This is a genomic window from Rhizobium sp. NRK18 (assembly GCF_024385575.1).
Classification (GTDB): domain Bacteria; phylum Pseudomonadota; class Alphaproteobacteria; order Rhizobiales; family Rhizobiaceae; genus JANFMV01.
On record NZ_JANFMV010000001.1, the window covers coordinates 4,032,610 to 4,056,118 of the forward strand.

Genomic DNA, 23,509 nt, shown 5'->3' on the forward strand with positions numbered 1-23,509 from the left:
CAATCCGCCCGGCCCCCGTCATCGCTTTCCGACTTAGAGCGCGCCCTTGGCAGCAGCGTCCATATAGGTGGTCGCGAAGCGCAGCTTCACATTGCCCTTGTCACCGAGCACGGAGCCGTCCGGCATCTCGATGCCGATGACGTCTGCCGACGCAGCTCCGTTGCCGAGCAAGCCCTTCTCGAACAGGAAGTTGCGCACGTGGTCCATGGTCTTCGGCAGTTCGGCAGACGTGGTGAAGCTGACGGCGTCTTCCGGCTTGTCGAAGAGCTTGGTGGCGGCGAGCTGGGCGTCGAAACCGGCGAGATCGGTGCCCGATGCCTTGCCCATTTCCTCGCGCGCGGCCTTGGCCTCGTCGCTGTCGCCCGCCATCGCCTTCATCGTGTCATACCAGATACCGGCGAGCGCCTTGCCGAAATCGGGGTTGTCCTTCAGCACGTCCGTGTTGGCGACCATCAGGTCGATGATTTCGCCGGGGATCTGCGAGCTGTCGAAGACCTTGTGAGCGTCGGGTTCTTCCAGGATGGTCGAGACCAGCGGGTTCCAGGTGACAACGGCCGTGACGTCCGGCGTCTTGTAGGCGGCGACCATGTCGGCGTCCGACGTGTTGACGATGGTGACGTCCTTCTCGCTCATGCCGATGCTTTCGAGACCGCGCGCCAGCAGATACTCCGATACGGAGAATTCGACGAGGTTGACCTTCTGGGCCTTGATGTCCTCGAACTTGTCCTTGTCCTTCAGGATGACGGCGTCATTGCCGTTCGAGAAGTCGCCGACGATGACCGCGGTCGTGTCGACGCCGCCGGCCGCCGGGATCGACAGGCCATCCATATTGGTGAGCGTGACGGCGTCGAACTGACCGGCCGTATACTGGTTCATGGATTCAACGTAATCGTTGAACTGCGTGACATCGATGGTGATGCCGTATTTGTCCGCCCACTTCTTGACGATGCCGTGGTCGGCCGCATAGCCCCAGGGCATCCAGCCGACATAGATCGACCAGGCGACCTTGAACTCCTTCTTGGCTTCCGCATGCGCAGGCGCAAAGGCAGCCACGGCAAGCGAAGCCGAAAGAGCGGTGATGGAAAGGATTTTCTTGAAAGTCTGCATTGGTATTCCCCTTTTGTCATTTTCCAAAAAGGGATCGGCACAGACCAACGCCGCCAATCCCTTGGCTAACGAGGTCTCCCGGGCTTTTGTCCCGCCGTGCACCCGACAGGATGTCTCCCTGCCGGTGGCTGCTCTCGGACCAGTCACGCTTCACATGAAGCGCCGGAACCCTAGCGGCCAACTCTATTGCTACCGAAGCAAGTTCGGTGCCAACTCGAAAAATCCATTAAAATCAGAATGATTTCGACTTTGCCTTGGGCGCCCACTCCCGTCTGACGTCCGCTTTTTAGGCTCGACGCTCAAGATATGGGCATAAGTGACGCTCTATCCGGCCAGGAAATCCCGAACGATGGCGTTGAAGATCTCAGGCTTTTCCATGTGCACGATGTGCGCGCAACCGGGGACGACGGCCAATCGGCAATTCGGGATCGTGCGCCACAGCCTTTCCGGCTGGCTCCAGCCGTAGGATCGATCGCCGTCGCCCCAAATCACCAGCGTCGGCATGGGGAAAGCCGCGAGATTGTCCGAGCCGTCCCATGTCTCCCAGGCGGAAAGGCTGGCAAGGGCGGCCTGCATCGTGGCTTTCGCCCCTTCGGCAAGGCAGATGGGGTAGCGTTCGGCCCGTTCGCCGATTTCAAACCAAGTGGCTGCTATGCGGGCGGCGGTCGCCTGCAGCCCTTCGGTCTTCAGACGTTGGCGCGACACGTCGATCGCTTCGAAGCGGTCCGGCAGCATGCCGACCGGCCCGGTGCCGTAGAGAACCAGCCGCTCTATGCGTTCCGGCGCCATCGCCGCCATCTGCTGAACCACCATGCCGCCCATGGAATGGCCGAGGAGATGGAACGTGTCGACGCCTGCCTCGGTCAGCGTGTCGAGCACATGCCGGGCATGGCCTTCGATCGTATCCGGCGCGAGCATGCCGGCGCTGTCTCCGAACCCCGCGAGATTGGGCGCGAGACAACGAAAGCCGTCCGAGAAGGCCTGCAGCTGCTCCTCCCACAGGCCCGCGCCACCAAGATAGCCATGCACGAAAACGAGCGGCGGCCCGCTCTCTCCCGTTCGTTTCAGGGCGAGCATGGTCATGCGCTCTACTCGGCCGCCGACAGGTCAAAATTTTCGCCGGGGAAGTATTTGCGCAGCCGGATATCGGCCGTGCGGGCATGGCCCTCCATCCCCTCAAGCCGCGAGATGCGGGCCGTCGCAAGCGCCACGGGCCTGGAGCCGGCTTGCGTCGCGCGTTGCCAGGTCACGACCTTCATGAACTTGTGGACCGACAGTCCGCCCGTATATCGCGCGGCGCCGGAGGTCGGCAGGACGTGGTTGGGGCCCGCCGACTTGTCGCCATAGGCGACCGTCGTTTCCTCGCCGAGGAACAGCGATCCGTAGCACTTGAGCCGCGCCAGCCACCAGTCGAGATCCGCTGCCTGAACGCTCAGATGTTCCGGCGCATAATCATCGGCCGTCGCCGCCACTTCCTCGCGGTCTGAACAGACGATCACTTCTGCATAATCACGCCAGGCTGCAATCGCGCTGGCCCGGTTCGGCTCCGGCAGGGTGTCGATGAAATCCGGGACGATCCTGATGACCGTCTCTGCCAGCTCCATGCTGTCGGTGACCAGCCAGACGGGCGAATTGTAGCCGTGCTCCGCCTGCCCGACGAGATCGGCGGCAACGATCTCGGCGTCTGCGGTGGCATCGGCCACGATCAGGCTGTCGGTCGGCCCGGCCAGCATGTCGATGCCGACGCGACCGAAGAGAAGGCGCTTGGCTTCGGCGACGAATTGATTGCCGGGGCCGACGAGAATGTCGGACTTCGGCTGCCCGAACAGGCCGAAAGCCATCGCGGCCACGCCCTGCACCCCGCCCATGGCAAGGATCGAGTCGGCGCCGCAAAGGTCGGCGGTGTAGAGAATGGCCGGGTGAACCCCGTCGGCGCGCGGAGGCGAGCAGACGGTGATGTGGCCGCAGCCGGCGACCTTTGCCGTCGTCACGGTCATGATCGCCGAGGCGACATGGCTGTAGCGTCCGCCGGGTACGTAACAGCCGGCCGCCTGGCAGGGGATCACCCGCTGCCCAGCGACGAGACCCGGCACGATCTCGATTTCCGTCTCCGTCAACGTCGCCTTCTGCGCCTCGGCAAACTTGCGGATATTGTCGTGCGCGAAGCGAATATCATCCTTCACCTTCTGCGGCAGGCTGGCCGCCGCGGCCTCGATCTGGGCGCGGCCAACCAGAATGTCTCCATCATAGCGATCGAATTTCGCCGCATAGGCCTTCGCGGCGGCATCGCCACCCTTCTCGATTTCCTCCAGGATGGTCCGCACCGTTTCGGTGACGGAGGCAGAATCGCTCTCGGCGGTTTTGTCCGCCTTTTTCAGATAGGTACGCGACATTGGGCATTTCCTCGATACTGGGCCGGGACGATAGGGGTTGTGAGTATCGGTAAGCCGATCAGGCCTTGCCCTTCCACGGCACCAGCTTGTGCTCGATGAAGCGCATCAGCATGTCGAACGCATAGGCGATGGCGGCGATGATGATGATGCCCATGATGACCGTCGGCGTCTGCAGGAACTGCGAGGCCGAGAGCACCATGTAGCCGATGCCCTTGGTCGCGGCGACCATTTCGGCGGCCACCAGCGTCGTCCAGCCAAAGCCGATGCCGATCCGCATGGCGGTCAGGATTTCCGGCATGGCGGCCGGCAGGATCACATAGCGCATGACCTTCCAGCGGCTGGCGCCGAACGAATAGGCCGCATGGATCTGCTCGATCGCCGCCGACTTGACCCCCGAGCGGGCGCCAAGCGCCACCGGCGCAAAGACCGACAGGAAGATCAGCAGCACCTTGGAGGTTTCACCGATACCGAACCAGATGATCATCAGGGGCAGATAGGCGAGCGGCGGGATCGGCCGGTAGAACTCGATCGGCGGATCGAAAATGCCGCGAATGAGCGGGCTCATTCCCATGGCCAGTCCGAGCGGAATGCCGACGACGCAGGCGAGAATGAAGGCGCTGAAGACGCGCGCCGTCGAAACGCCGACATGGACGAGAAGCGAGGTGCCGGTGAAGCCGGACTCGAGCGTCGAGAAGAACTTGGAGACAATGGCACCCGGCGACGGCACGAAAAGGGGCTTGACCCAGCCCATGGCGGTGACGAGCCACCAGACGGCGATGAGAATGAAAATGGTCGCCACGCTGAGGAGCAGCGTATCGCCCTGCCCCGGAACGCCGTAGGTTTCGCCTGGCCGTGTCGCTTTCGCCTTGGACAGGCGTTTGACAATGCCACCGCCGGATGCGTTGGGTTTGGTTTCGACGGGGGCGTTGTCGGTGTTCTGTTCGATGACGTCGCTCATGCTGCATTCTCCTCGTCGGCGAAGATGATGCTCAGCACCTGTTCGCGAAGCTTGATGAAGTCGGCCGACGCCTTGATGTCGCGGGCCTTCGCGCCCTCGATAAAGCGGCGAGAGAACGGCAGGTCGAAACGATGCGTGATGCGGCCGGGACGCGGCGACATGACGATCAGCTTCGTTCCCATGAACAGCGCCTCCTCCACGCTGTGGGTGATGAAAAAGACCGTCTTGCGGGTGCTTTCCCAGATTTGCAGGATAAGCTCCTGCGCCTTTTCGCGCGTCAGCGCGTCGAGGGCGCCCAGAGGCTCGTCCATCAACAGGACACGCGGGTCGCAGGTCAGCGCCCGGGCAATGCCGATGCGCTGCTGCATGCCGCCCGAAAGCGCGTATATCGGCGATTCCTCGAAGCCATTCAGCCCGAGGAGATTTATGAAATTGTCGGCGATCCGGTCGCGTTCGGCTTTCGGCCGGTCCTGCAGCTTCAAACCGAAGGCGACGTTCTCGCGCACGGTCAACCAGGGCATCAGCGCATGTTTCTGGAAAACCACCGAGCGATCTGCCCCTGGCCCCTCCACCCCGCGGCCATCGAGAAGAATCTCGCCGGTTGTGGGTGACAGGAAGCCGGCGATCAGGCTGAGAAGAGTGGACTTGCCGCATCCCGACGCGCCGAGCGCGACGACGAAATCGCCTTCGTCGAGCGTCAGATCGATTTGCCTCAACGCTTCGACCGGAGCACGGCCGCCGGCGAAGGGATAGATGACGGAGGCATTCTTGATTTCCAGCACCATGGGATCATGCTCCTGTTGCTCCCCGGACCTCGGCAAGGCCTTTGGTCCGGGGATGCGGGACTACGATGGGGTTACTTCGCAGCGTCCGCATAGGTGGAATTGACGAACGGCGTGTAGTCGTCGGCAACCGTATCGATACGGCCCGCGGATTTCAGGAAGTCCGCGGTGCCCTTGAGGGTCTTGGACGCGCCGCCAAGCCAGGTATCGGACACCTGATCCGCCATCGGCAGGAAGGTGAAGCCCTTCAGGATTTCCGGAACCTGTGCAGGATCGGCACCCGTCGCAGACGCAAGCGTTTTGACCTCTTCGCTGTCGGCGGTCCACTTGGCCGGATCGGCCAGATAGGACTTGTTGACGCGATCGACTTCCTTGAGGAAGGCGACGATCTTGTCCTTGTTTTCCTCGCCGAACTTGGTGTTCACAACCCAGGCATCGAACGTCGGATACCCCCATTCGGCGGTCTTCTCGGCGCCGAGCAGCAGCGTTCCCGTCTTCAGGATTTCGGACTGTACCGGCTGCCAGATCCAGGCGGCATCAATGGCGTTCTGCTGCCAGGCGGCGGCAATCTGGTCCGGCGGCATGTTCATGATGGTGACTTCGCTTTCGGCAATGCCCTCATGCTTCAGCGCGCCGATCAGCGAGAAATGCGCGGTCGAGCCGACCGGCACGGCAATGCGCTTGCCCTTGAGGTCGGCGAGCGTCTTGATGCCGGACGAATTGCTGACGATCAGCGATTCCGCGCTACCGATCACGTCTGAAAAGGCGATCAGCTGAATATCGACGCCCTGGCTGGTGGCGATCGCCAGGGGCGAGGAACCCAGTTCCGACAGCACAACATCACCGGATGCCATCGCGGCGATGACGTCGGTGCCGGACGCGAACTTGCGCCATTCGACGTCCCAGCCTGTCGCCTTCTGGATGGCGTCCGAGCTCGCCAGGAGCTGCATCGGTGTCGGATTGCCGAAATGGCCGATGATGATCGTTTCCGCCATTGCGGAGGTTGAAATGAGCACGGTCATGACACCCGCGACTGCACCACTCAATAAAGTCCTAAACATTCCACTCTCCAGATTTTTTGGTTTGATGCGGGCTTTTGTGCTTGGGACTGCGGCCAGTTCCCGCTGTTTTTCTCTGGCCACAGGTATCGATCGGATCACCCCTCCTCGCCGGTGGAGAAGGCCACGCAGGCCTCCGCCAGAACGTCCAGGGTATCCAGTGTAAAAGCGTCAGACGGCACGGCCGCTGAAACCAGCGACAGCTCCGAACAGGAGACGAGCAGGCCGTCCGCCCCCTGATCCAGAAGGCTTCGCGCAAGCCGCAGCATGGAAGCACGCGCCTCCTCAAGGCTGCCGCCCTTCTTGATGTGCCGGATGAGCGACAGAAGAGGCGCGTCGTATTTGAGATAGAGGGGCTGGCAGCCCGTGCCGTCAAACGCGTGATCGAAAACGCCGGTGATCCGCACCGCCGGCGAAGCCAGCATGCCGATCTTCGCGCCGGTCCCCATCTGCGCCGCCATCCGCTCAGCGGAAAGCTGCACCATGTCGAGAAACGGGATCGTCACGGCCGCACGGATCCGGTCCGCATAGTGGTGCGCCGTATTGCACGGCATGGCGAGCGCTTCTGCGCCAAAGGCCTCAAGTCTCGATGCCATTCCGGCGATCACGGGACCCGGATCTTCGCCCTTGCCTTCAATGAGGGCTGCAATGCGGGAGGGAATTTGCGGATTGTTGTCGACGAACATCGGCACATGATCGGCATCGTCCTCGGCCGGAGTGGCCGCAATGATCCGGTTCATCAGCAGCGCTGTCGCCTCGGGACCCATGCCGCCGATGATGCCGATCCGCCGCCTGGGCCCTGCCGCTGCCATCACGCAGCTCCCTTCAACGCCAGCAACCGTCCGCAATGGACGACGATCTCGGCAATATGGGCGCAGTCCTCAAGGCTGAAGGTCAGCGGAATGCGCATGTCGAAGACGCCCGACAGCACCTCATCCGTCTGCGGCAAATGCTGGTCGTCGAGAAATCTCCAGCTATGGTGATTGCTGGTGAAGGCGACGGGATTGGCGTCGCCGAACCATTTCAGCTCGACACCGAGCGCTTTGGCATCGCTGACGAACTGCCGCGCATCCGCCTCCGATATGCCCTCGATCAGGAACTGGATGGAACTGCCGACCGGACTTTCCGCCGCGGGCCGCTCCGGAAGATGAAACAGGCCGGAACGCTGCAGGACCTCTTCAACCGTATAATAGCGGTCGTTCCAGCGCGCGATATTGGCCGTCAGTCCCGCCAGTTGCGGCCTGAGGATCGCCGCGCGCAGATTGTCCATCCGGCCCGAGCAGTTGGGCGTTTCAAGCCTGACCTGTTCGAAGTATTCCGCCTCCGGAGCAGCGCCATGACGCTCATAGAGCATGTACGAGCCGGAGAGAATGATGGCTCTCGCCATGAACTCCGGATCGTCGGATGTCAGCAGGCCACCTTCGCCGGAGTTCATATGCTTGTAGGTCTGTGTGCTGAAGCAGGCGGCGAGACCGAAATTGCCACTCTTCCGGCCGCCCCATTGCGCGCCCATGGTGTGCGCGCAGTCTTCGATGACCTCGAAGCCGTGCTTGTCGGCAATGGCGACGATCCGGTCCATGTCGACGATGTGGCCGCGCATGTGCGAGAGAAGCAGAAAACGGGCGCCGGAAGACACGGCCTTGCGCTCCAGATCTTCCAGGTCGATGACCAGATCCCGCGTGCATTCAACGAGGAGCGGCTTCCCACCCGCATTGACGATCGCGCCCGGCACTGGCGACAGCGTGAAGGCATTGGTGAGCACCGGCTCGCCCGGCCGCAAGCCGGCGGCGAGAAGCGCCACATGCATCGCATAGCCGCCGGAGGCGCATGCAAGGCAATATGGGACACCCTGCCATGCCGCAAACTCCGCTTCCAGCAGCGCCACTTCCGAGGTCTCGCCCGCAACCGTGTTGTAGCGGTGCAGCCGTCCGGTCTTCATGACCCGTACGGCGGCAGCAATGGCAGCATCGTCGAGCTGCTCCTGCTGCGTGAAAGCCCCTGTAAACGGCTGTGGCGCCATGGAAATCTTGTCCTATTCGGCTGCGATTGGCGCAGCGTGATCGAAGGAAAATGCACCGGTGTAGCCGAACAGCGCTGCCGAACCGCCGGTGTGCAGGAAGACGACCCGCTCGCCCTTCTTGAACACGCCCTTGCCGATCAGATCGATCAGCCCTGCGGCGCCCTTTCCGGAATAGACCGGATCGAGAAGGATGCCTTCCAGTTGAGCGAACATCTCGATCGCCTTGATGGTCTCAGGGGTCGGAATGCCGTAGCCTTGGCCAACATAATCGGTGTTTGCGACAACATCGTCGCGCTCCACCACGCCGGGGCAACCAAGTTTCTCCGCCGTGGCGCAGGCGAGCTTGTAGACGTTTTCTTCCTGTTTGGGCTTGGGCGCTCGCACACCGATACCCATGAGCGGGATCTGCGCATTGATGGCCTTCAGTCCGGCGACGAGACCGGCCTGCGTGCCGGCACTGCCGGTCGCATGCACGAGATGATCAATCACCAGTCCACGCTCATTGGCCTGATAGACAAGTTCGAAGGCGCAATTGACGTAACCCAGTGCACCGGTCGCGTTGGAGCCGCCGCCGGGGATCGTGTAGACGGTCTTCCCGCTCTTTCGGAAGGTGTCCGCGACCGCCTCCATTTCCGCGTTCATGTCGAGCCCGCCGGGGCGCTTTTCCGCCGTAGCACCGTGGAGGTAGTCGAGGAAGACATTGCCGTTGGCATTGTAGTTCGGATCGTTCGATCCCGTGCGATCTTCCAGCAGGATATGGCACTGCATGCCGAGCCTGGCGGCAGCCGCCGCTGTCTGGCGCGCATGGTTGGACTGGGTCGCACCTTGCGTCATGACCATGTCGGCGCCCAGCGCCTGGGCCTCCGCCATGAGGAATTCGAGCTTGCGCGTCTTGTTGCCACCCGTCGACAGACCCGTGCAATCGTCACGCTTGATCCAGATTTCCGGCCCGCCGAGCTCGGCCGAAAGACGCTTCATCGGCTCCAGCGGGGTCGGCAGATGCGCCAGGTGGACACGGGGGAAACGAGACAGATGCATGGGAACCAACCTTCATGAATATTGCATAATTCATAAGAAACCCATTTTATGACCTTGATCAAATGCCGTTTTTTCCGCCTATTATGCAAATATTGCATGTTAGGAGAGATCCATGCGGCTGGAGTGGCTGGAAGATATCGTTGCCGTCATCGAGACCGGCTCGTTCAATGCGGCTGCCACACGGCGCAATATCACCCAGCCCGCCTTCTCGAGGCGCATCCGGGCGATCGAGGAGTATATCGGCGCGGAACTGTTCGACCGCGACCGCAAGCCGGTCGGCCTGAAACTGGCGATCTCCGCGCAACAGGAAGATATCAAACGGCTGGTCACACAGACGAAGGAGCTGGTCTACGAGCTGCGCCGGCACGGACGCGAGACCAACAACCGCATCGTCATCGCCAGCCAGCATGCCATCACCGCCACGCGCGCACCTGCGATCGTCGAGACGCTTTCCAAGCGCATCGATGTGAGCGTCCGGCTGCGCTCGGCCAACCGCGACGAGTGTCTGGCCCTGCTCATGACAAAGCAGGCGGACCTTCTGCTCAACTACGAATCCGCCGCGGAAGCGGACACACGCGCGGAAGACTATTTCGAGCGGGCCCAGATCGACACGGAACGCTTCATTCCGGTCTTTGCGTCAAGCAGCCTGAACCTGCTCAACGACTGCTATGCGCGCGGCGAACTCCCGATCGTCGCCTACCCGAGCGACGCCTTCCTCGGCTGGATCTTCAACGAGGAACTCCTGCCGCAAATCCGCAGCGGCGAGTTCGTCCGGCGCAAGGTGGAAACCGCCTTGACGCTTGCAGCACTGCAATTTGCCGTCAACGCCGTCGGCATCGCCTGGGTGCCGGAAAGCATAGCGCGCGACAGCATCAGGAGCGGGTTGCTCTTCGACCTCAGCGATGTGCTGCCGTCGACCGTGCTGACGGTTTCCGCGCTTCGGCTTGCCGGCAAGCATACGGACATCGAGGAATTCCTCTGGAAGGAGATCCTGAACCATTGTCCCGGCTAGCCCATACCGCTTAACTCGAAACAGCAGATGGGCCCTGCACCAGCTTCTGCCGCACAACCCGAACCGATGAGCATCAACATCTCAAAGTCAGCACCGACACATCCGGACATCGTCTGGACCCGCCTATTTTCAGGGGTCGACCGCAACGGCGTCGAGCTGAATGTCCAGATCCGGCGTGCGCTGGTCTATGCCATCCAGACCGGCACGCTGACGGCAGGGGCACGACTGCCGTCAAGCAGGCGGCTTGCCGCCTTGCTCAATGTGGCGCGCAACACGGTGACGGGCGCTTACCAGACCCTGGTGGACGAAGGCTTTCTGGTCGCAACGGAAAGGCAGGGCATTTACGTCGCGCCGTCACTTCAGGAACACCCATCCGACCGGCATCGGGATGAAGCGGGTTCTCTGCGCTGGCAGTCGGGCTTTGCGATCCGCCCCTCGCTCCAGCGGCAGATCGACAAGCCGCGCGACTGGCTCGCCTTCCCCTACCCCTTCGTTTTCGGACAGTTCGACCCGTCCCTTTTTCCCACCAACAATTGGCGCGAAGCGGTCCGGGTGACATCGAGCGTCAAGGAAATCTACGGTTGGGCGGGCGATCAGGTGGATGACGACGACCCGGACCTCGTCGAGCAGTTGCGCGTGCAGGTCCTGCCGTCACGCGGCATCTTTGCCGATCCGGACGAGATCATCGTCACGCTGGGTTCGCAGCAGGCGCTGTCGATGCTGGTGCAGCTGATGGTCGGCCGCGACACGATCGTCGGCGTCGAGGATCCCGGCTATGCCGACCTCCGCAACATGGTAGATCTGGCCTCCAGCGGTCGGCAGAACCTCAACATGGATGGCGACGGCGTCATTGTCGACGAGACCTTCGGCCGTTGCGACATCGCCTTCCTGACGGTCAGCCACCATTGTCCGACGACGGCGGCAATGCCGCTTTCACGGCGCCAGACGCTCCTCGAACGCGCCGAGGCGGACAATGTCCTGATCGTCGAAGACGACTATGAAGGCGGGCTTTCGACCGATCCGCAACAGGACGTCCCGTCGCTGAAGAGCCTCGACCGGACAGGACGCGTCGTCTATGTGGGCAGCTTTTCCAAGGCACTCGCGCCGGGTCTGCGCATCGGCTACATCGTCGCGCCGCCCTCGGTGATCCGGGAGCTGCGCGTGCTTCGCCGCCTGCTGCTGCGCCATCCGCCGATCAACAATCAGCGCATTCTGGCGACCTTCATCGCGCTCGGTCACTATCGCCAGCACATGGACCGGATGAGCATCGTTCTGGCGAAACGCGCCCAGCACATGACGACAATGCTTGGTGAACACCTCTCCGACTGCCGTTGGCAGCGCAGTCCGGGCGCCAAGAATTTCTGGGTCGAGGCTCCTCCGGGGGTCGATTGCGTGACCCTTGCCGCGGCTGCCCGCGAAAAAGGCGTCCTGATCGAGCCGGGCGCGGCCTTCTTCGCCGATGCGTCGGCCGGGCGGCGCTTCTTTCGTCTGGGTTTCACCGCGATTGCGGAAAAGCGTATCGGCCCGGGCCTTGCCCTGCTTTCCGAAGCCATTTCCGACTGCCGGTCCTGACCCGGCAGCCAGGTTCGGCTTTTGGGGGAGCCAGAGCGCCGATTGGCCTCCGCCCGGCAGCGGCCCCATGCTATGGATAGCGATCACCGAACCGCCAAGGAGCGCATCATGGGTATCGCTGCCAATCCCAACGACCTCAGCCATGTCATCGAAGCCGATCGTGCCCATGTGTGGCACCATCTCATCCAGCACAAGCCATTCGAGACCATCGATCCGCGCGTCTTCGTCGAGGGCAAGGGCATGCGCCTGTGGGATGCGACCGGTCGCGAGTTCCTCGATGCCGTCTCCGGCGGCGTGTGGACCGTCAATGTCGGCTACGGCCGCACGTCGATTGCCGACGCGGTCCGCGACCAGCTCGTCAAGCTCAACTATTTCGCCGGCGCGTCGGGTTCGGTCCCAAGCGCTCTGTTTGCCGAAAAGCTGATGACCAAGATGCCCGGCATGACCCGGGTATACTATTCGAACTCCGGCTCGGAGGCCAATGAGAAGGTCTTCAAGATGGTCCGGCAGATTTCGCACCGCCACCATGGCGGCAAGAAATACAAGATCCTCTATCGCGACCGCGACTATCACGGCACCACGCTCGGCTGCCTCGCCGCCGGTGGACAGGAGGAGCGCAAAGCTCAGTACGGGCCCCTGCCGGAAGGCTTCGTCGAAGTGCCGCACTGCCTCGAATACCGCAGCCAGTGGGGCGATATCGACAATTACGGCGAACGGGCGGCCAATGCCATCGAGGAGGTCATCCTGCGCGAAGGCCCCGACACGATCGGTCTTCTGTGCCTTGAGCCGGTAACGGCAGGCGGCGGCGTGATCGTGCCGCCCAAGGGCTACTGGCCGCGGGTTCAGGAAATCTGCCGCAAGTACGATATCCTCCTGCACATCGACGAGGTCGTCTGCGGTGTCGGCCGGACGGGCAAATGGTTCGGCTACCAGCACTTCGGCGTCGAGCCCGACTTCGTGACGATGGCCAAGGGTCTGGCCTCGGGCTATGCGGCGATTTCCTGCACCGTGACGACGGAAAAGATCTTCGACATGTTCAAGGACGATCCGACCGACACACTCTCGCATTTCCGCGATATCTCGACCTTCGGCGGATGCGTCTCCGGACCGGCTGCCGCACTCGAGAACATGCGGATCATCGAGGACGAAAACCTGCTCGAGAACACGACGAACATGGGCCACCGCGTTTTGGACAATCTTCGGGCGCTCCAGGAAAAGCACGCCGCGATCGGCGATGTGCGCGGGCTTGGGCTGTTCTGCGGCGCAGAGCTAGTCGCCGACCGCAAGACCAAGGAGCCGCTGGAGGAGAAGAAGGTCCAGGCCGTGGTTGCCGATTGCATGGCGCAAGGCGTGATCATCGGCGCGACCAACCGATCCGTGCCCGGTCTGAACAACACGCTGTGCCTGAGCCCGGCGCTGATCATCACCGCCGCCGATGTCGACGCCATCACGGATGCCATCGACAAGGCCCTGACGAAGGTTCTCGGCTAGGCTCCGCCCGCAATCCGACAAACACACGAAAGGGAGCGGGCCATGCCTGCTCCCTATTTTCGTGCGACCTGGAACGGCGACCAGGACTGGCTGACGGGCATGATTTCAACGGAATTGATGTTCACATGCGCCGGCAGCGACGCGACCCAGTAGATTGTTTCGGCGATATCCTCCGGCTGCAGCGGATCGGCACCGGAATAGAGCCGGTCATAGGCCGCCTTGTCGCCCCCGGTCCGCACGAGCGTGAATTCGCTTTCCGACAGGCCCGGCTCGATGGAGGTCACCCTCACGCCCTTGCCGTGGAGGTCGGAGCGCAGTCCGAGCGAGAACTGCTGCACGAAGGCCTTGGTGCCGCCGTAGACGTTGCCGCCCGGATAGGGCCAGTTCGACGCCACGGAGGCGAGATTGACGATCAGCCCCTTTCGGGCGATCAGCGTGTCGATCAAAAGCCGGCTGATGGTCACAAGGCCCGTGATGTTCGTGTCGATCATCACCTTCCAGTCATCGAGGTCGCACTGATCGATCGGTCCGGTTCCAAGCGCGAGACCGGCATTGTTGATCAGCGCGTCAATGTCCTTGAAGGCGTCGGGTATTGCGGCCAGCGCTTCGCGTGTCGCCGCCTCGTCGCGAATATCGAAGACCAGCGGACAGACCAGGTCCGGTCCGCCAAGCGCGTCCACCAGGGTTTCCAGCCGATCCTTGCGGCGGCCGGTGACGATGATCTTCCAGCCTTCGCGCACGAACCTCCGGGCGATCGCGTCGCCAAAGCCGGAGCTGGCCCCCGTTATCATTGCTGTCTTCGTCATGTTACACCTTCCGTTGTCAGATTTTTTGGAGCTGCGACCGTCCGTGGACCGGTGCCTAACCGGAGTGGATCATCCGGAACGCCTTGAAGGCGCTGACGACCGCAATCAGGACCAGACCGCCGGCGCCGACCCGCACCCAGGCCTTGTGGCTGAGCTTTGGCCCGATGAAATGTCCGAGATAGTAACCGGCTATCGTCACGGGCAGATAGGCAAGCGCCTGCAGCGGCAATTGCGGGTCTATCTGCCCCAGGGACAACCGGCTCAGGATACTGAAGAGGTCAACCGCACCGAAAAAGATGGCGAGCGTTCCCCGCGTCGTCTCTCGCCGGGTCCCTCCGGCCAGAAGCCAGACGGCAATCAGGGGACCGCCGACGGCAAAGGTTGCCAGCAACAGGCCGACGACAAGACTGGTGATGGCGCCGATCACTTTTCCCGACAGCCAGCGTGGCGGCTCGTGGATCATGGCGACGAGGGCCGCACCGAAGACGACCACGGCGATCATCAGCCGCGTGGTGCCCTCGTCCAGGAAACCCGCCAGAAAGCCTCCTGAAACGGCCCCGAAGAAGCCGAAGAAGAGCAGGAACAGGGCAACCGGCCAGTCCACCGCACCATGTTTGCGATCAAGCAGGATCAGGACCGTGAGGACCAGATCATTGACGAGGATCAGTGGCACGAGCAGGTTGGGCGATACGGCGCCGAAAACGCCGATCGCCATGATCAGGGCATAACCGAAACCGGTAATCCCCCGATAAAAGGCGGCGCCGAATGAAACCATGCTGTTTGGAAGAAACTCCATCCGCCGTCCTGTTCCAGCTGCGCACGCTGCCCGAAATTTCTACCGCACCCTCACTTCTAGGACGGCAGGCATCGATCGTACAGGACCAGCCTTCAGCGTCCATGGGACCACGCAGCGGCCCCAAGCGGCGTGGCGCTGGATGAGTGGAATCGCAATACTGTCGTTGGGGGCAGGCTTATGCATCGAGGTGCATCTTCGTCGAACGGGTCGATGCACCATCAAAACGCAAAGGAGCCGAAGTCCCGGATGGCACTTCGGCTCACTTTCAAAGGCTTGGCAGTCGAATGACGCTCACGCAAATCCGAGCATCGAAAGAATAAATCCAACAACGACGACCAGGCCGACAAGATAGATAATTCCGTTCATGATATCTCTCCTTGGTAGGCCTGTTGAAAACGATCAAGCCACAGGTTTGTTCCCCGAATGTTGAGGACCGTCGCAGAAGCGGCGATGCAAATGATAGACAAGGTGAAAAACAAGGCTCGTCGGGAACAAATATGCTCGACATGCGTCTGTTAGGTGAAGGTCCGGAGCCGAGCCAGCACACGCATTTCTTAAGATGCCTACGGATGTCTGACCGGTCTTCGATCAAGGAACAGTCGGGAACTGGAGGACAAAATGAGTTCGGTCGCCACACTTACCTTTGGGATTGCCAGTTCCATCGCGCTGGTCTGGACGGGCGTCGCCGTGGCATCGCTGGTCACGCCCTATTCGGGCAGCAGCCCGTTGCGCCCGTCGGAAGCCGAACAACTCTGGGTCTCTAAGCCGACACGCGTCGATATCGCCAGCCAACAGATGGAACGCCTGGCACCGCGACTGTCCACCTTTGCCGAGCGCGACGCGAAAAGAGCGGCTGAACGCAAAACAGCAAGTGCCACTTCCACCTCCGCGACGATATCCGCCGATGCAGTGAGCGAGATTTCGTCGGCTGACAGCAGCGCAACCCTCCAGTCAGACAGCGGCGCCAAGTCGCAGATTTCGCCGGAACAGCTGGCGTGGTGCGGAAATCGCTATCGCTCCTACGATCCGCAGACCAACACCTATCGGGCCTATAGCGGCGAAACACGCACCTGCGCCTATCCCGGCGCATCGAGTACGCCCGCCGAGCAGGTCGTGGCGCAGCAGGATCTCGCGGGCGGCGACGCCGGTCATGTTGCCTGGTGCCAGTCCCACTATCGTTCATACGATGTCAGCACCGACACGTATCGATCCTATAGCGGCGATATCCGTCCCTGCATTTCGCCGGTAAGCCGGTAATTTCACAACGCCCCGCCGGACCTTCGCCGGATCTGCCGTTTTATCGGAAGGTGAAAAGATCGCCATCCGGATCGTCCTTGCCGGAAATGCGGCTCTTGACGATCTGGCCAGCAATCATGCTGAAGGTAATGCCATTTCCGCCAAAGCCCATGACGGAGAGAACCCGGCTGCAGCCGGGGACCTGATCGATGATCGGAAGGCCGTCATCCGTCGTTCCGAAACGCGCCGACCACCGATAGGCAATTTTGCCGACCGGCCGCCCGAGAAGCGCTTCGAGCTTCTCGCCTATGCGGGCGATCTTCCGCTTCATGATATCGGGATCGGTGATGGTTGCCGACGTCGCTTCGTCCTCGCCGCCGGCGATGATGCGACCGTCCGGCGTGGCGCGAAAATAGAGATACGGGTCACTCGCCTCCCAGACGATGTGGGAGCTTAGCCAGGCCGGCCTCGGCGCATGGGGCTGCGTTGCCACCGCCCATGTCGCCATGATCTGATGATGCCCGCTCTGCATCGGCTTCAGAAACTCGTAACCGGAGCAGAAGACGACATGTCCGGCCGAAAGAAGCTGGCCGTCGGCGGTCGCCAGCACCACTTCGTCGCCGCTTTCCCGGTAATCGGTGATCTCGACAGGGCTGCAGACGGTCACCTCGTCTTGCGACAGCGAGCGAAAGAGCCCCGCTGTCATGCGGGCGGGATTGGCGGAGGCCGAACGATCCGAGCGGATCGCGCCTGTCCTTTCGAGCCCGTATTCCTCAACCAGCCGCGAGCCCTCCAGATATTCCGCCGAAAGGCCTTTGGCGGCACGCAACTCCGCTTCCTTGCGAAGCGCCCGGTAGCCAAGGTCGTCACCGGCCAGGAAGAGCGTCTTCTTTTCCTCCAAGGCGCAATCGACAGAGTGCTTCTTCATCAGGTCCACAAGGTCCTCGACCGCCCTGGCGGATCTTCGCCAGGCCCTGACGGCCTTGTCTTCCCCGATCATCTCCGAGAGCTTGAAGAGCGGCACATCGATCTCGTATTGGATCATGGCGGTGCTCGCCATCGTCGACCCATGAACGGGCGACCGTCTGTCGACGACCAGAATGCGGCGGTTTTTGCCTGCCAGCATCCGGGTAACGATCGCACCGGAAATGCCGGCACCGACGACGATCACGTCATATTCCTTGCGCTCCGGGAGCGCCTGCGTTTCGACGCGGATATCCGGTGTCGCGGCCCAGAAAGGTCGTGCGGCGCGGAGGTCCGCCTTGGTCGTGATTGTCATCGCATAGATCCTGACGCGGTTGGTATGGCGGCAATCCCGGCCGATTTCATCAGTTGGCTGGCCGGCAACGCAGCTGGATCGGCCAAGGCCGAAACTCCCTATTTTGCCGGCCAAGGCAGGCACCGAGGCAGGGCCTGTTGCCCCTTTTTGAACGTGAACGGTTCCTATTTCTCCCTGGCGGACATATCGAGTTCTTCGGCAATCTGGGCATAGCTGACGAGGGCGAAGAGAGCGCTGCCGCCAAACACATTTCCGAACAGCGTCGGAAGATAGAAATGGGTGATGGCCTGCCCCATGTCGAGACTGCCGGAGAATATCAGCGAAGACGCCTCGACCGATCCGGCGACGATGTGGGAGAGGTGAAACAGCGCGATAAGATAGGTCATCAACGCGATCACCGGGAAACGGGAGCTCTCCGCCGACGGTAAAAGCCACACGACCGTGGCGATCAGCCAGCCGGCAGCGACGGCGCGCAGGAACATGTAGCCACGCGAGGGCTCCATCGCCTCGTTGGCGATCTCCAGCGCAGCGGCCCGGATTTCGGGCGTGTGAAGAATATCGAAGGCCAGTCCCGCTCCGAAAATCAGCGTGCCGGCCAGATTGGCCGCAAACACGAGCGACCAGAGCCTGGCGATGGAGCAGATGCACTTGATATCGGGCTTGGCAAGGAAGGGGAGGACGGCGGTCAGCGTGATCTCGGTGAAGAGCTGCTGGCGCGCCAGAATGACGATCAGGAAGCCGACGGCATAGCCCCAGCATTCCACCAGCGGCCGCCACTCCGCATCCGGAAGGTAATGGCGCAAGGCTGCCTGCGTGAAGACGGAAAAGCCGATCGACAGACCTGCGGCAAATCCCGACCACAACAGGCTGCTGGTCGGTCTGGCGAGTTCGGACTCCCCTTCCTTTCTGACGATTTCGTAGACGGCAACGGGTCTGAGCTGGACGCGTTCATCCACTTCCCGCTTTTCGTTTCGGCTCAGGTGTTCGTCATCGCGACCGGCCGGCTGCTCGGCATCGGCAGGCCCTTTGCCAACGATCTCATCGTCTGTTCCGGATATCGAAGTCATGCTCATTCCTTGTCATCGAATGCCTGGCCTTGTCATCGAATGCCCGGATCGGCCAGGACTGGCCACCCTCAAAGCCGGATTGCTGATCATGACTTTTGGCGCGTCAGGAACAATTTGACGGGCCAATCTGTTCCCTCGGTCCGGGAGGAAAACATGACAGAGGAACACGTCGGCGCACCGTCGATCGCGCGTGAGCGCCACAAATCCGCGAAAAAGGCGCAGAGCGCGATCGCCCAGATCGGTCTGGTCTTCACAAGCGACTGCGAGCCCGGAATATCGCGTCGCGCAGGTGCCGACGGTTTCAGCTACCACACGCCGGACGGCAAACGGCTGCGCAGCAAGACCGACATCCTGAGAATTAACGGGCTCGGCGTTCCCCCGGCCTACAGCGATGTCTGGATATGCCTCCATCCTCATGGGCATCTGCAGGCAACGGGTTTCGACGCGCGCAAGCGAAAGCAATATCGCTATCATCCCGACTGGCAGGAGCATCGCAGCGGTCTGAAATTTGCCCAGCTCCAGCAGATGGGCAGCGCCTTGCCACGCATCCGTCGACGAATTGCCCGCGACATCGCCGATGGTCGCGATGCGGAGAAGGTCGTGCTGGCGGCCCTCGTCATGCTGCTCGATCTCACTCATATCCGTGTGGGAAACGAGCGTTACGCCATCGAGAACCGGACGTTCGGCGCGACGACCCTGGAAAAGAGGCATCTGAAAATCGAGGACGGGCGGCTCAGGCTGCGTTTTGTGGCGAAGGGTGGGAACCGCGTCCAGAAGACGCTCAAGAACAGGCGCCTCCAAAAGTTTCTCGAAGAGATCGCCGACCTGCCGGGGCGGCAGCTTTTCGCCTGGTCGGATGGAGAAGGGCGCCGTGCATCGATCGATTCCGGCCGGCTCAACGACTACCTCAAGACCATTTCCGGACAGGCGATCTCGGCGAAATCCTTCCGCACCTGGGGCGGCACGGTTGCGGCCTTCGGTTGCGCCGTCGCGGCCCTCGATGCCGGTACGGTTCCGACCGTAAAGTCATTGTGCGAGGCAGCAGCGGCTGAACTTCACAACACACCGGCCATATGCCGCAAGAGTTATGTCCATCCACGCGTTCTGGCGCTGGCCTCCGGGGATGCGGACATACTGAAACGTTTCCGCAACTGGCGCGGGCGGCGAGCGAAACTCCATCGGGGACTGAGCACGAATGAATCCCTGTTGCTGGCGTTTCTGAGAAGCCGGATCGCGGATCACCTTTGAGCAGCCCCGCATCAATGTCGCACCCAGGAACAAAGGCTGGCGGCCCCGCGTTTTCATATCGACCTCCTGGCGATTTTTTACGGCTGCGTGCGGCCATCTCCGGAGATGATCTGCCCTTCGATGTCGATGGGAGGAAGAGGAGAAAACGGCAATGAACGACTATGATGCAGGCAGGTCGCACAGCGCGGTGTCGCATGATCCGGAAACGCCCGAATACGACCGCGCGACCGGCGGCTGGGGTTCACTGGAGGGCGTGGCTCGAATTTACGGCGAAGAGCGCAACTCTCCCATGGCACTCAAGGTGCTCGCCAAACTGAACAAGCCAAAGGGCGTGATGTGTTCTTCCTGCGCCTGGGCCAAGCCGGCAAACACAAAGACCTTCGAGTTCTGCGAGAACGGCGCCAAGGCGACACTCTGGGAGATCACGCCGAAGCGCGTGAAGCCGGAGTTTTTCGCCGAACACACGGTCACGGAGCTCAAAACCTGGCCGGATCACGATCTCGAACATGCCGGACGTCTGACGCATCCGATGCGTTACGATGCGGCGACCGACCGCTATGTTCCCGTCGATTGGAGCGAAGCCTTCACCGAGATCGGAGCGGAGCTCAAGGCGCTGGAGCCGAAGGAGACCGTCTTCTATGCATCGGGCCATGCCGGCCTGGAAGCCTCCTATCTCTACGCGCTCCTTGCCCGCGTCTACGGCAACAACAACCTGCCGCAATCCTCCAACATGTGCCACGAAACGACGTCCGTGAACCTGAAGACGTTCATCGGCACGCCTGTCGGCACCTGTACGCTGGAAGACTTCGAACAGTGCGATGCGATCTTCTTCTTCGGCCAGAATACCGGCACCAACAGTCCGCGCTTCCTGCATCAGCTGAAGGCGGCGGTTGACCGCGGCTGCACGATCGTGACCTTCAATCCCTTGCGCGAACGCGGCCTGATCGAGTTCGTCGATCCGCAGAATATCGTCCAGATGACTGTCGGGAAGGCGACGAAAATTTCCAGCCGGTATTATCAGGTACGGCCGGGCGGCGATATCGCGGTGCTGGCCGGAATGATGAAATGCGTGTTCGCCGCCGAAGACGCGGCTCCCGGAACCGCTCTGGACAGGGGGTTCATAGACCGGGAGACCACGGGTTTCAGGTCGATGCGAGCGGCCGTCGAAGCCATGCAATGGGCGGATATCGAGGCGCATTCGGGGCTGAGCCGCGCCATGATTTCGGAAGCGGCGGATGTCTATCTCGCCTCCTCCAAGGTCATCGGCATTTACGGCATGGGTCTGACGCAGCATGTCAACGGCTGGCTGAACCTCGGCATGCTCGTCAATCTTCTCCTGCTTCGCGGCCATATCGGCCGCCCGGGCGCCGGCATTTCTCCGGTTCGCGGCCATTCCAACGTCCAGGGCCAGCGCACGGTGGGCATCGGCGAGAAGACCGCCAGCATCCCCCTCGACAGGCTCGAAGCCATGTTCAACTTCACGGCCCCGCGCGAGGACGGACGGAACGCGGTCGAGACGTGCGAAGGCATTCTCGACGGGTCGGTCAAGGCGCTGATCTCGCTCGGCGGCAATCTGGTGCGTGCCCTGCCCGACAGGACCCGCATGGAGGACGCCTGGCCGCGCCTTCGCGTGACGGTGAACATCGCCACAAAGCTCAACAGGTCGCATCTCACACCGGGTGCCGTTTCCTATATCCTGCCCTGTCTCGGCAGGACCGACATCGACGAGCAGGCGACCGGTCGCCAGGCGGTCTCGATGGAGGATTCCCTCAGCCATATCTACGGCTCCATCGGCAATGCCGAACCGCCGAGCGACATGCTGCTCTCCGAAGTCGCGATCATCTGCCGTCTTGCCAAAGCCACTCTCGAAAAAAACCCACGACTGAGATGGGACGAGTGGACAGCAAATTACGACCTGATCCGCGACCTCATCGCCGAAACTTACCCGGACCAGTTTCACGGCTTCAACGCTCGGCTTCATCAGCCCGGCGGCTTCTATCGCGGCAATTCGGCGCGCGAGCGCAAATGGGACACCGAGAGCGGCAAGGCGGAGTTCACGACGCCGACGACGATCACCAGCCTGGGTGAAGATGCCGGCGCCACGGGACCTTCTCCCGAACGGATGACGCTTATCACGCTGCGCTCCAACGACCAGTTCAACACGACGATCTATGGCTATTCGGACCGCCTGCGCGGCCTCGAGGGCTGCCGCAACGTGGTGCTGATCAATCGCGACGAGATGCGACGGCTGGGCCTGACCGAAGGGCAGACCGTGTCGCTGACCTGCGACATTGATGACGGGGTGGAGCGCACGGTATCCGGCCTGACCGTTACGCCATACGATCTTCCGCCGGGTTGCGTTGCCGGATATTACCCGGAACTCAACCCGCTCGTTCCGCTCTCCTACCACGAAAAGCATTCTAAGACGCCGGCCTACAAGGGAACGCCCGTGCGCTTTCTTTTGGAATGACCTGACATCGGTGCTCGCGCCGGCTCCGCTGGCTGCCCTCGCTCGCTATCCCGGCCTTCGATACGTTCGGTGAACAGGAGATGCGCCAGAGGCCGCCCCATCAAGGCGGCCTCATGATCAAACCGGTCAGGGTGTCGCCGGCTGGCTTGAAGAGCCCCGTACGATGAGTTCCAGTTCGACCAGGGCCGGCGTCCGGGGTCTGTCCTTCGCCCGGCTCGCATAGAGATAGTCGATGTGCTCGACGATCTTCTTGACCGGCATATTGAGCGCATCGATACCGGGGCCGATCAGTCCGAAGGTGTCGCAATCTCCGAAACTGATGACAGAAAGATCACGCGGGATGCTGATGTTGCGCTCCCGCGCAAGATCGAGAAGTCCCAGCGCGCTCAAATAGGAGGCGCAGATGACCGCCGTCGGCGGATCCGGCCGATCAAGCAATTCGATACCTGCAAAATAGCCCGTCTGACGCTCCCAATCATGACCGACGATGAGCGTCTCGTCGACGCCCGGCCCATCGGACATGGTCCGCAAATATCCTGCAAGTCTGCCTTCCGCCGAACTGTGCCCCTTGCGGCCCGCAACCAGGCCAATGCGCCGATGCCCGAGGCCGAGAAGATGCTCGACGGCCTTTTTCATGCCCGAGGCATCATTGAACAGAACCCTGTCACAGGCGAGCGCAGGCACATCATTGTTGAAGAGGATGATATGCGTATCGAGCCCGGTCAGCAGCGGCGAAGCCTGCATCGCCGCGAAGTCACCCGAGGCGATCAGCGCTTCGATCCTGTGTTCCTCGAAAAACCGCAGCGCCTCCGTCATCGTGTCCGGGCTGCCATCGTGGGTGAGTGGCAGCACGATGCGCCCCCGAGCCTGCATGCGGGCCGTCAGCCCGGCCAGAATGGCAATCTGCAATTCATCATAAGAGGAAACGAGGAAGCCGATCATCCGGCTGGCGTCCTTGCGGATGGTCGCGGCGGCGACATTCTTGACGAAGCCAAGCCGTGCGATCGCCGCCTCGATCCGCTCCTGGCTGGAGATCCGGATCGGGCGACCATTGAGAAAGCGCGACACTGTGCCAACCGCGACATCGGCATCGCGAGCGACATCGTGAATGGTCGGCTTGCGCGGCCGCGTGATGGTCGACGCCTGCTCAGGATCCTCTTTCGATTTCAACCAAGA

At 61.9% G+C, this 23,509-nt stretch carries 20 protein-coding genes and 1 riboswitch; of the genes, 6 read left to right on the forward strand and 14 right to left on the reverse strand.

Features of this window, described 5'->3' with window-relative positions:
• Window positions 1-33: 33 nt before the first annotated feature.
• From NN662_RS19135 to NN662_RS19175, 9 genes are all read right to left on the reverse strand, one after another.
• A complete protein-coding gene (locus NN662_RS19135; protein ID WP_261931794.1) occupies window positions 34-1,107 on the reverse strand; it encodes a putative urea ABC transporter substrate-binding protein in 1,074 nt (357 codons plus the stop codon).
• 73 nt (window positions 1,108-1,180) lie between these two features.
• A riboswitch (guanidine-I (ykkC/yxkD leader) is annotated at window positions 1,181-1,292 on the reverse strand.
• Between the two features lie 139 nt (window positions 1,293-1,431).
• The gene (locus NN662_RS19140) at window positions 1,432-2,190 is read right to left on the reverse strand and encodes an alpha/beta fold hydrolase (RefSeq protein ID WP_261931795.1); all 759 of its coding nucleotides are present in this window, start codon (window positions 2,188-2,190) and stop codon (window positions 1,432-1,434) included.
• 5 nt (window positions 2,191-2,195) lie between these two features.
• Complete coding sequence (hisD, locus tag NN662_RS19145; protein WP_261931796.1) at window positions 2,196-3,500, reverse strand: histidinol dehydrogenase; 1,305 nt, start codon at window positions 3,498-3,500, stop codon at window positions 2,196-2,198.
• A 58-nt stretch (window positions 3,501-3,558) separates the two neighbouring features.
• Window positions 3,559-4,386 carry an ABC transporter permease subunit gene (locus tag NN662_RS19150; RefSeq protein WP_261932039.1) on the reverse strand — a complete coding sequence of 276 codons (828 nt, stop codon included), beginning with the start codon at window positions 4,384-4,386 and terminating at the stop codon, window positions 3,559-3,561.
• A 68-nt stretch (window positions 4,387-4,454) separates the two neighbouring features.
• A complete protein-coding gene (locus tag NN662_RS19155; protein WP_261931797.1) occupies window positions 4,455-5,243 on the reverse strand; it encodes a taurine ABC transporter ATP-binding protein in 789 nt (262 codons plus the stop codon).
• A 71-nt stretch (window positions 5,244-5,314) separates the two neighbouring features.
• Window positions 5,315-6,262 (reverse strand): taurine ABC transporter substrate-binding protein, encoded by a 948-nt coding sequence (gene tauA, locus NN662_RS19160; RefSeq protein ID WP_261931798.1) that lies wholly within the window; start codon window positions 6,260-6,262, stop codon window positions 5,315-5,317.
• Window positions 6,263-6,396: 134 nt separating this feature from the next.
• Complete coding sequence (locus tag NN662_RS19165; RefSeq protein WP_261931799.1) at window positions 6,397-7,110, reverse strand: aspartate/glutamate racemase family protein; 714 nt, start codon at window positions 7,108-7,110, stop codon at window positions 6,397-6,399.
• On the reverse strand, window positions 7,110-8,318 hold the full coding sequence (locus NN662_RS19170) for a DegT/DnrJ/EryC1/StrS family aminotransferase (RefSeq protein WP_261931800.1): 1,209 nt from the start codon (window positions 8,316-8,318) through the stop codon (window positions 7,110-7,112). The genes NN662_RS19165 and NN662_RS19170 overlap by 1 nt, the downstream gene beginning before the upstream one ends.
• A 12-nt stretch (window positions 8,319-8,330) precedes the next feature.
• Entirely contained in the window at window positions 8,331-9,356 is a 1,026-nt protein-coding gene (locus NN662_RS19175; protein WP_261931801.1) for a D-cysteine desulfhydrase, read from the reverse strand.
• A gap of 112 nt (window positions 9,357-9,468) precedes the next feature.
• On the opposite strand from NN662_RS19175, the gene NN662_RS19180 reads away from it, so the two are divergent.
• From NN662_RS19180 to tpa, 3 genes are all read left to right on the forward strand, one after another.
• Window positions 9,469-10,368: a LysR family transcriptional regulator gene (locus NN662_RS19180; RefSeq protein ID WP_261931802.1), complete on the forward strand. Its 900-nt coding sequence runs from the start codon at window positions 9,469-9,471 to the stop codon at window positions 10,366-10,368.
• A 66-nt stretch (window positions 10,369-10,434) separates the two neighbouring features.
• Window positions 10,435-11,940, forward strand: a complete 1,506-nt coding sequence (locus NN662_RS19185) for a PLP-dependent aminotransferase family protein (RefSeq protein WP_261931803.1) — start codon at window positions 10,435-10,437, stop codon at window positions 11,938-11,940.
• Window positions 11,941-12,048: 108 nt separating this feature from the next.
• A complete protein-coding gene (gene tpa / locus NN662_RS19190; RefSeq protein ID WP_261931804.1) occupies window positions 12,049-13,431 on the forward strand; it encodes a hypotaurine--pyruvate aminotransferase Tpa in 1,383 nt (460 codons plus the stop codon).
• Window positions 13,432-13,484: 53 nt separating this feature from the next.
• On the opposite strand, the gene NN662_RS19195 is transcribed toward tpa, so the two are convergent.
• On the reverse strand, window positions 13,485-14,237 hold the full coding sequence (locus tag NN662_RS19195) for an SDR family NAD(P)-dependent oxidoreductase (protein WP_261931805.1): 753 nt from the start codon (window positions 14,235-14,237) through the stop codon (window positions 13,485-13,487).
• A 55-nt stretch (window positions 14,238-14,292) separates the two neighbouring features.
• Complete coding sequence (locus tag NN662_RS19200; protein ID WP_261931806.1) at window positions 14,293-15,033, reverse strand: sulfite exporter TauE/SafE family protein; 741 nt, start codon at window positions 15,031-15,033, stop codon at window positions 14,293-14,295.
• A 618-nt stretch (window positions 15,034-15,651) separates the two neighbouring features.
• Here NN662_RS19200 and NN662_RS19205 point away from each other — a divergent pair.
• Entirely contained in the window at window positions 15,652-16,290 is a 639-nt protein-coding gene (locus NN662_RS19205) for a BA14K family protein (RefSeq protein ID WP_261931807.1), read from the forward strand.
• Between the two features lie 40 nt (window positions 16,291-16,330).
• Here NN662_RS19205 and NN662_RS19210 read toward each other — a convergent pair whose 3' ends face one another.
• Together NN662_RS19210 and NN662_RS19215 are read right to left on the reverse strand one after the other, a co-directional pair.
• Window positions 16,331-17,548 (reverse strand): NAD(P)/FAD-dependent oxidoreductase, encoded by a 1,218-nt coding sequence (locus NN662_RS19210; protein ID WP_261931808.1) that lies wholly within the window; start codon window positions 17,546-17,548, stop codon window positions 16,331-16,333.
• A gap of 164 nt (window positions 17,549-17,712) precedes the next feature.
• On the reverse strand, window positions 17,713-18,615 hold the full coding sequence (locus tag NN662_RS19215; RefSeq protein WP_261931809.1) for a formate/nitrite transporter family protein: 903 nt from the start codon (window positions 18,613-18,615) through the stop codon (window positions 17,713-17,715).
• Window positions 18,616-18,654: 39 nt separating this feature from the next.
• Here NN662_RS19215 and NN662_RS19220 point away from each other — a divergent pair, with 39 nt between their 5' ends.
• Window positions 18,655-19,863: a DNA topoisomerase IB gene (locus NN662_RS19220; RefSeq protein WP_261931810.1), complete on the forward strand. Its 1,209-nt coding sequence runs from the start codon at window positions 18,655-18,657 to the stop codon at window positions 19,861-19,863.
• Window positions 19,864-20,014: 151 nt separating this feature from the next.
• On the forward strand, window positions 20,015-22,333 hold the full coding sequence (locus NN662_RS19225) for an FdhF/YdeP family oxidoreductase (RefSeq protein WP_261931811.1): 2,319 nt from the start codon (window positions 20,015-20,017) through the stop codon (window positions 22,331-22,333).
• 126 nt (window positions 22,334-22,459) lie between these two features.
• Here NN662_RS19225 and NN662_RS19230 read toward each other — a convergent pair whose 3' ends face one another.
• Window positions 22,460-23,503: a LacI family DNA-binding transcriptional regulator gene (locus tag NN662_RS19230; protein WP_261931812.1), complete on the reverse strand. Its 1,044-nt coding sequence runs from the start codon at window positions 23,501-23,503 to the stop codon at window positions 22,460-22,462.
• Window positions 23,504-23,509 lie beyond the last annotated feature (6 nt).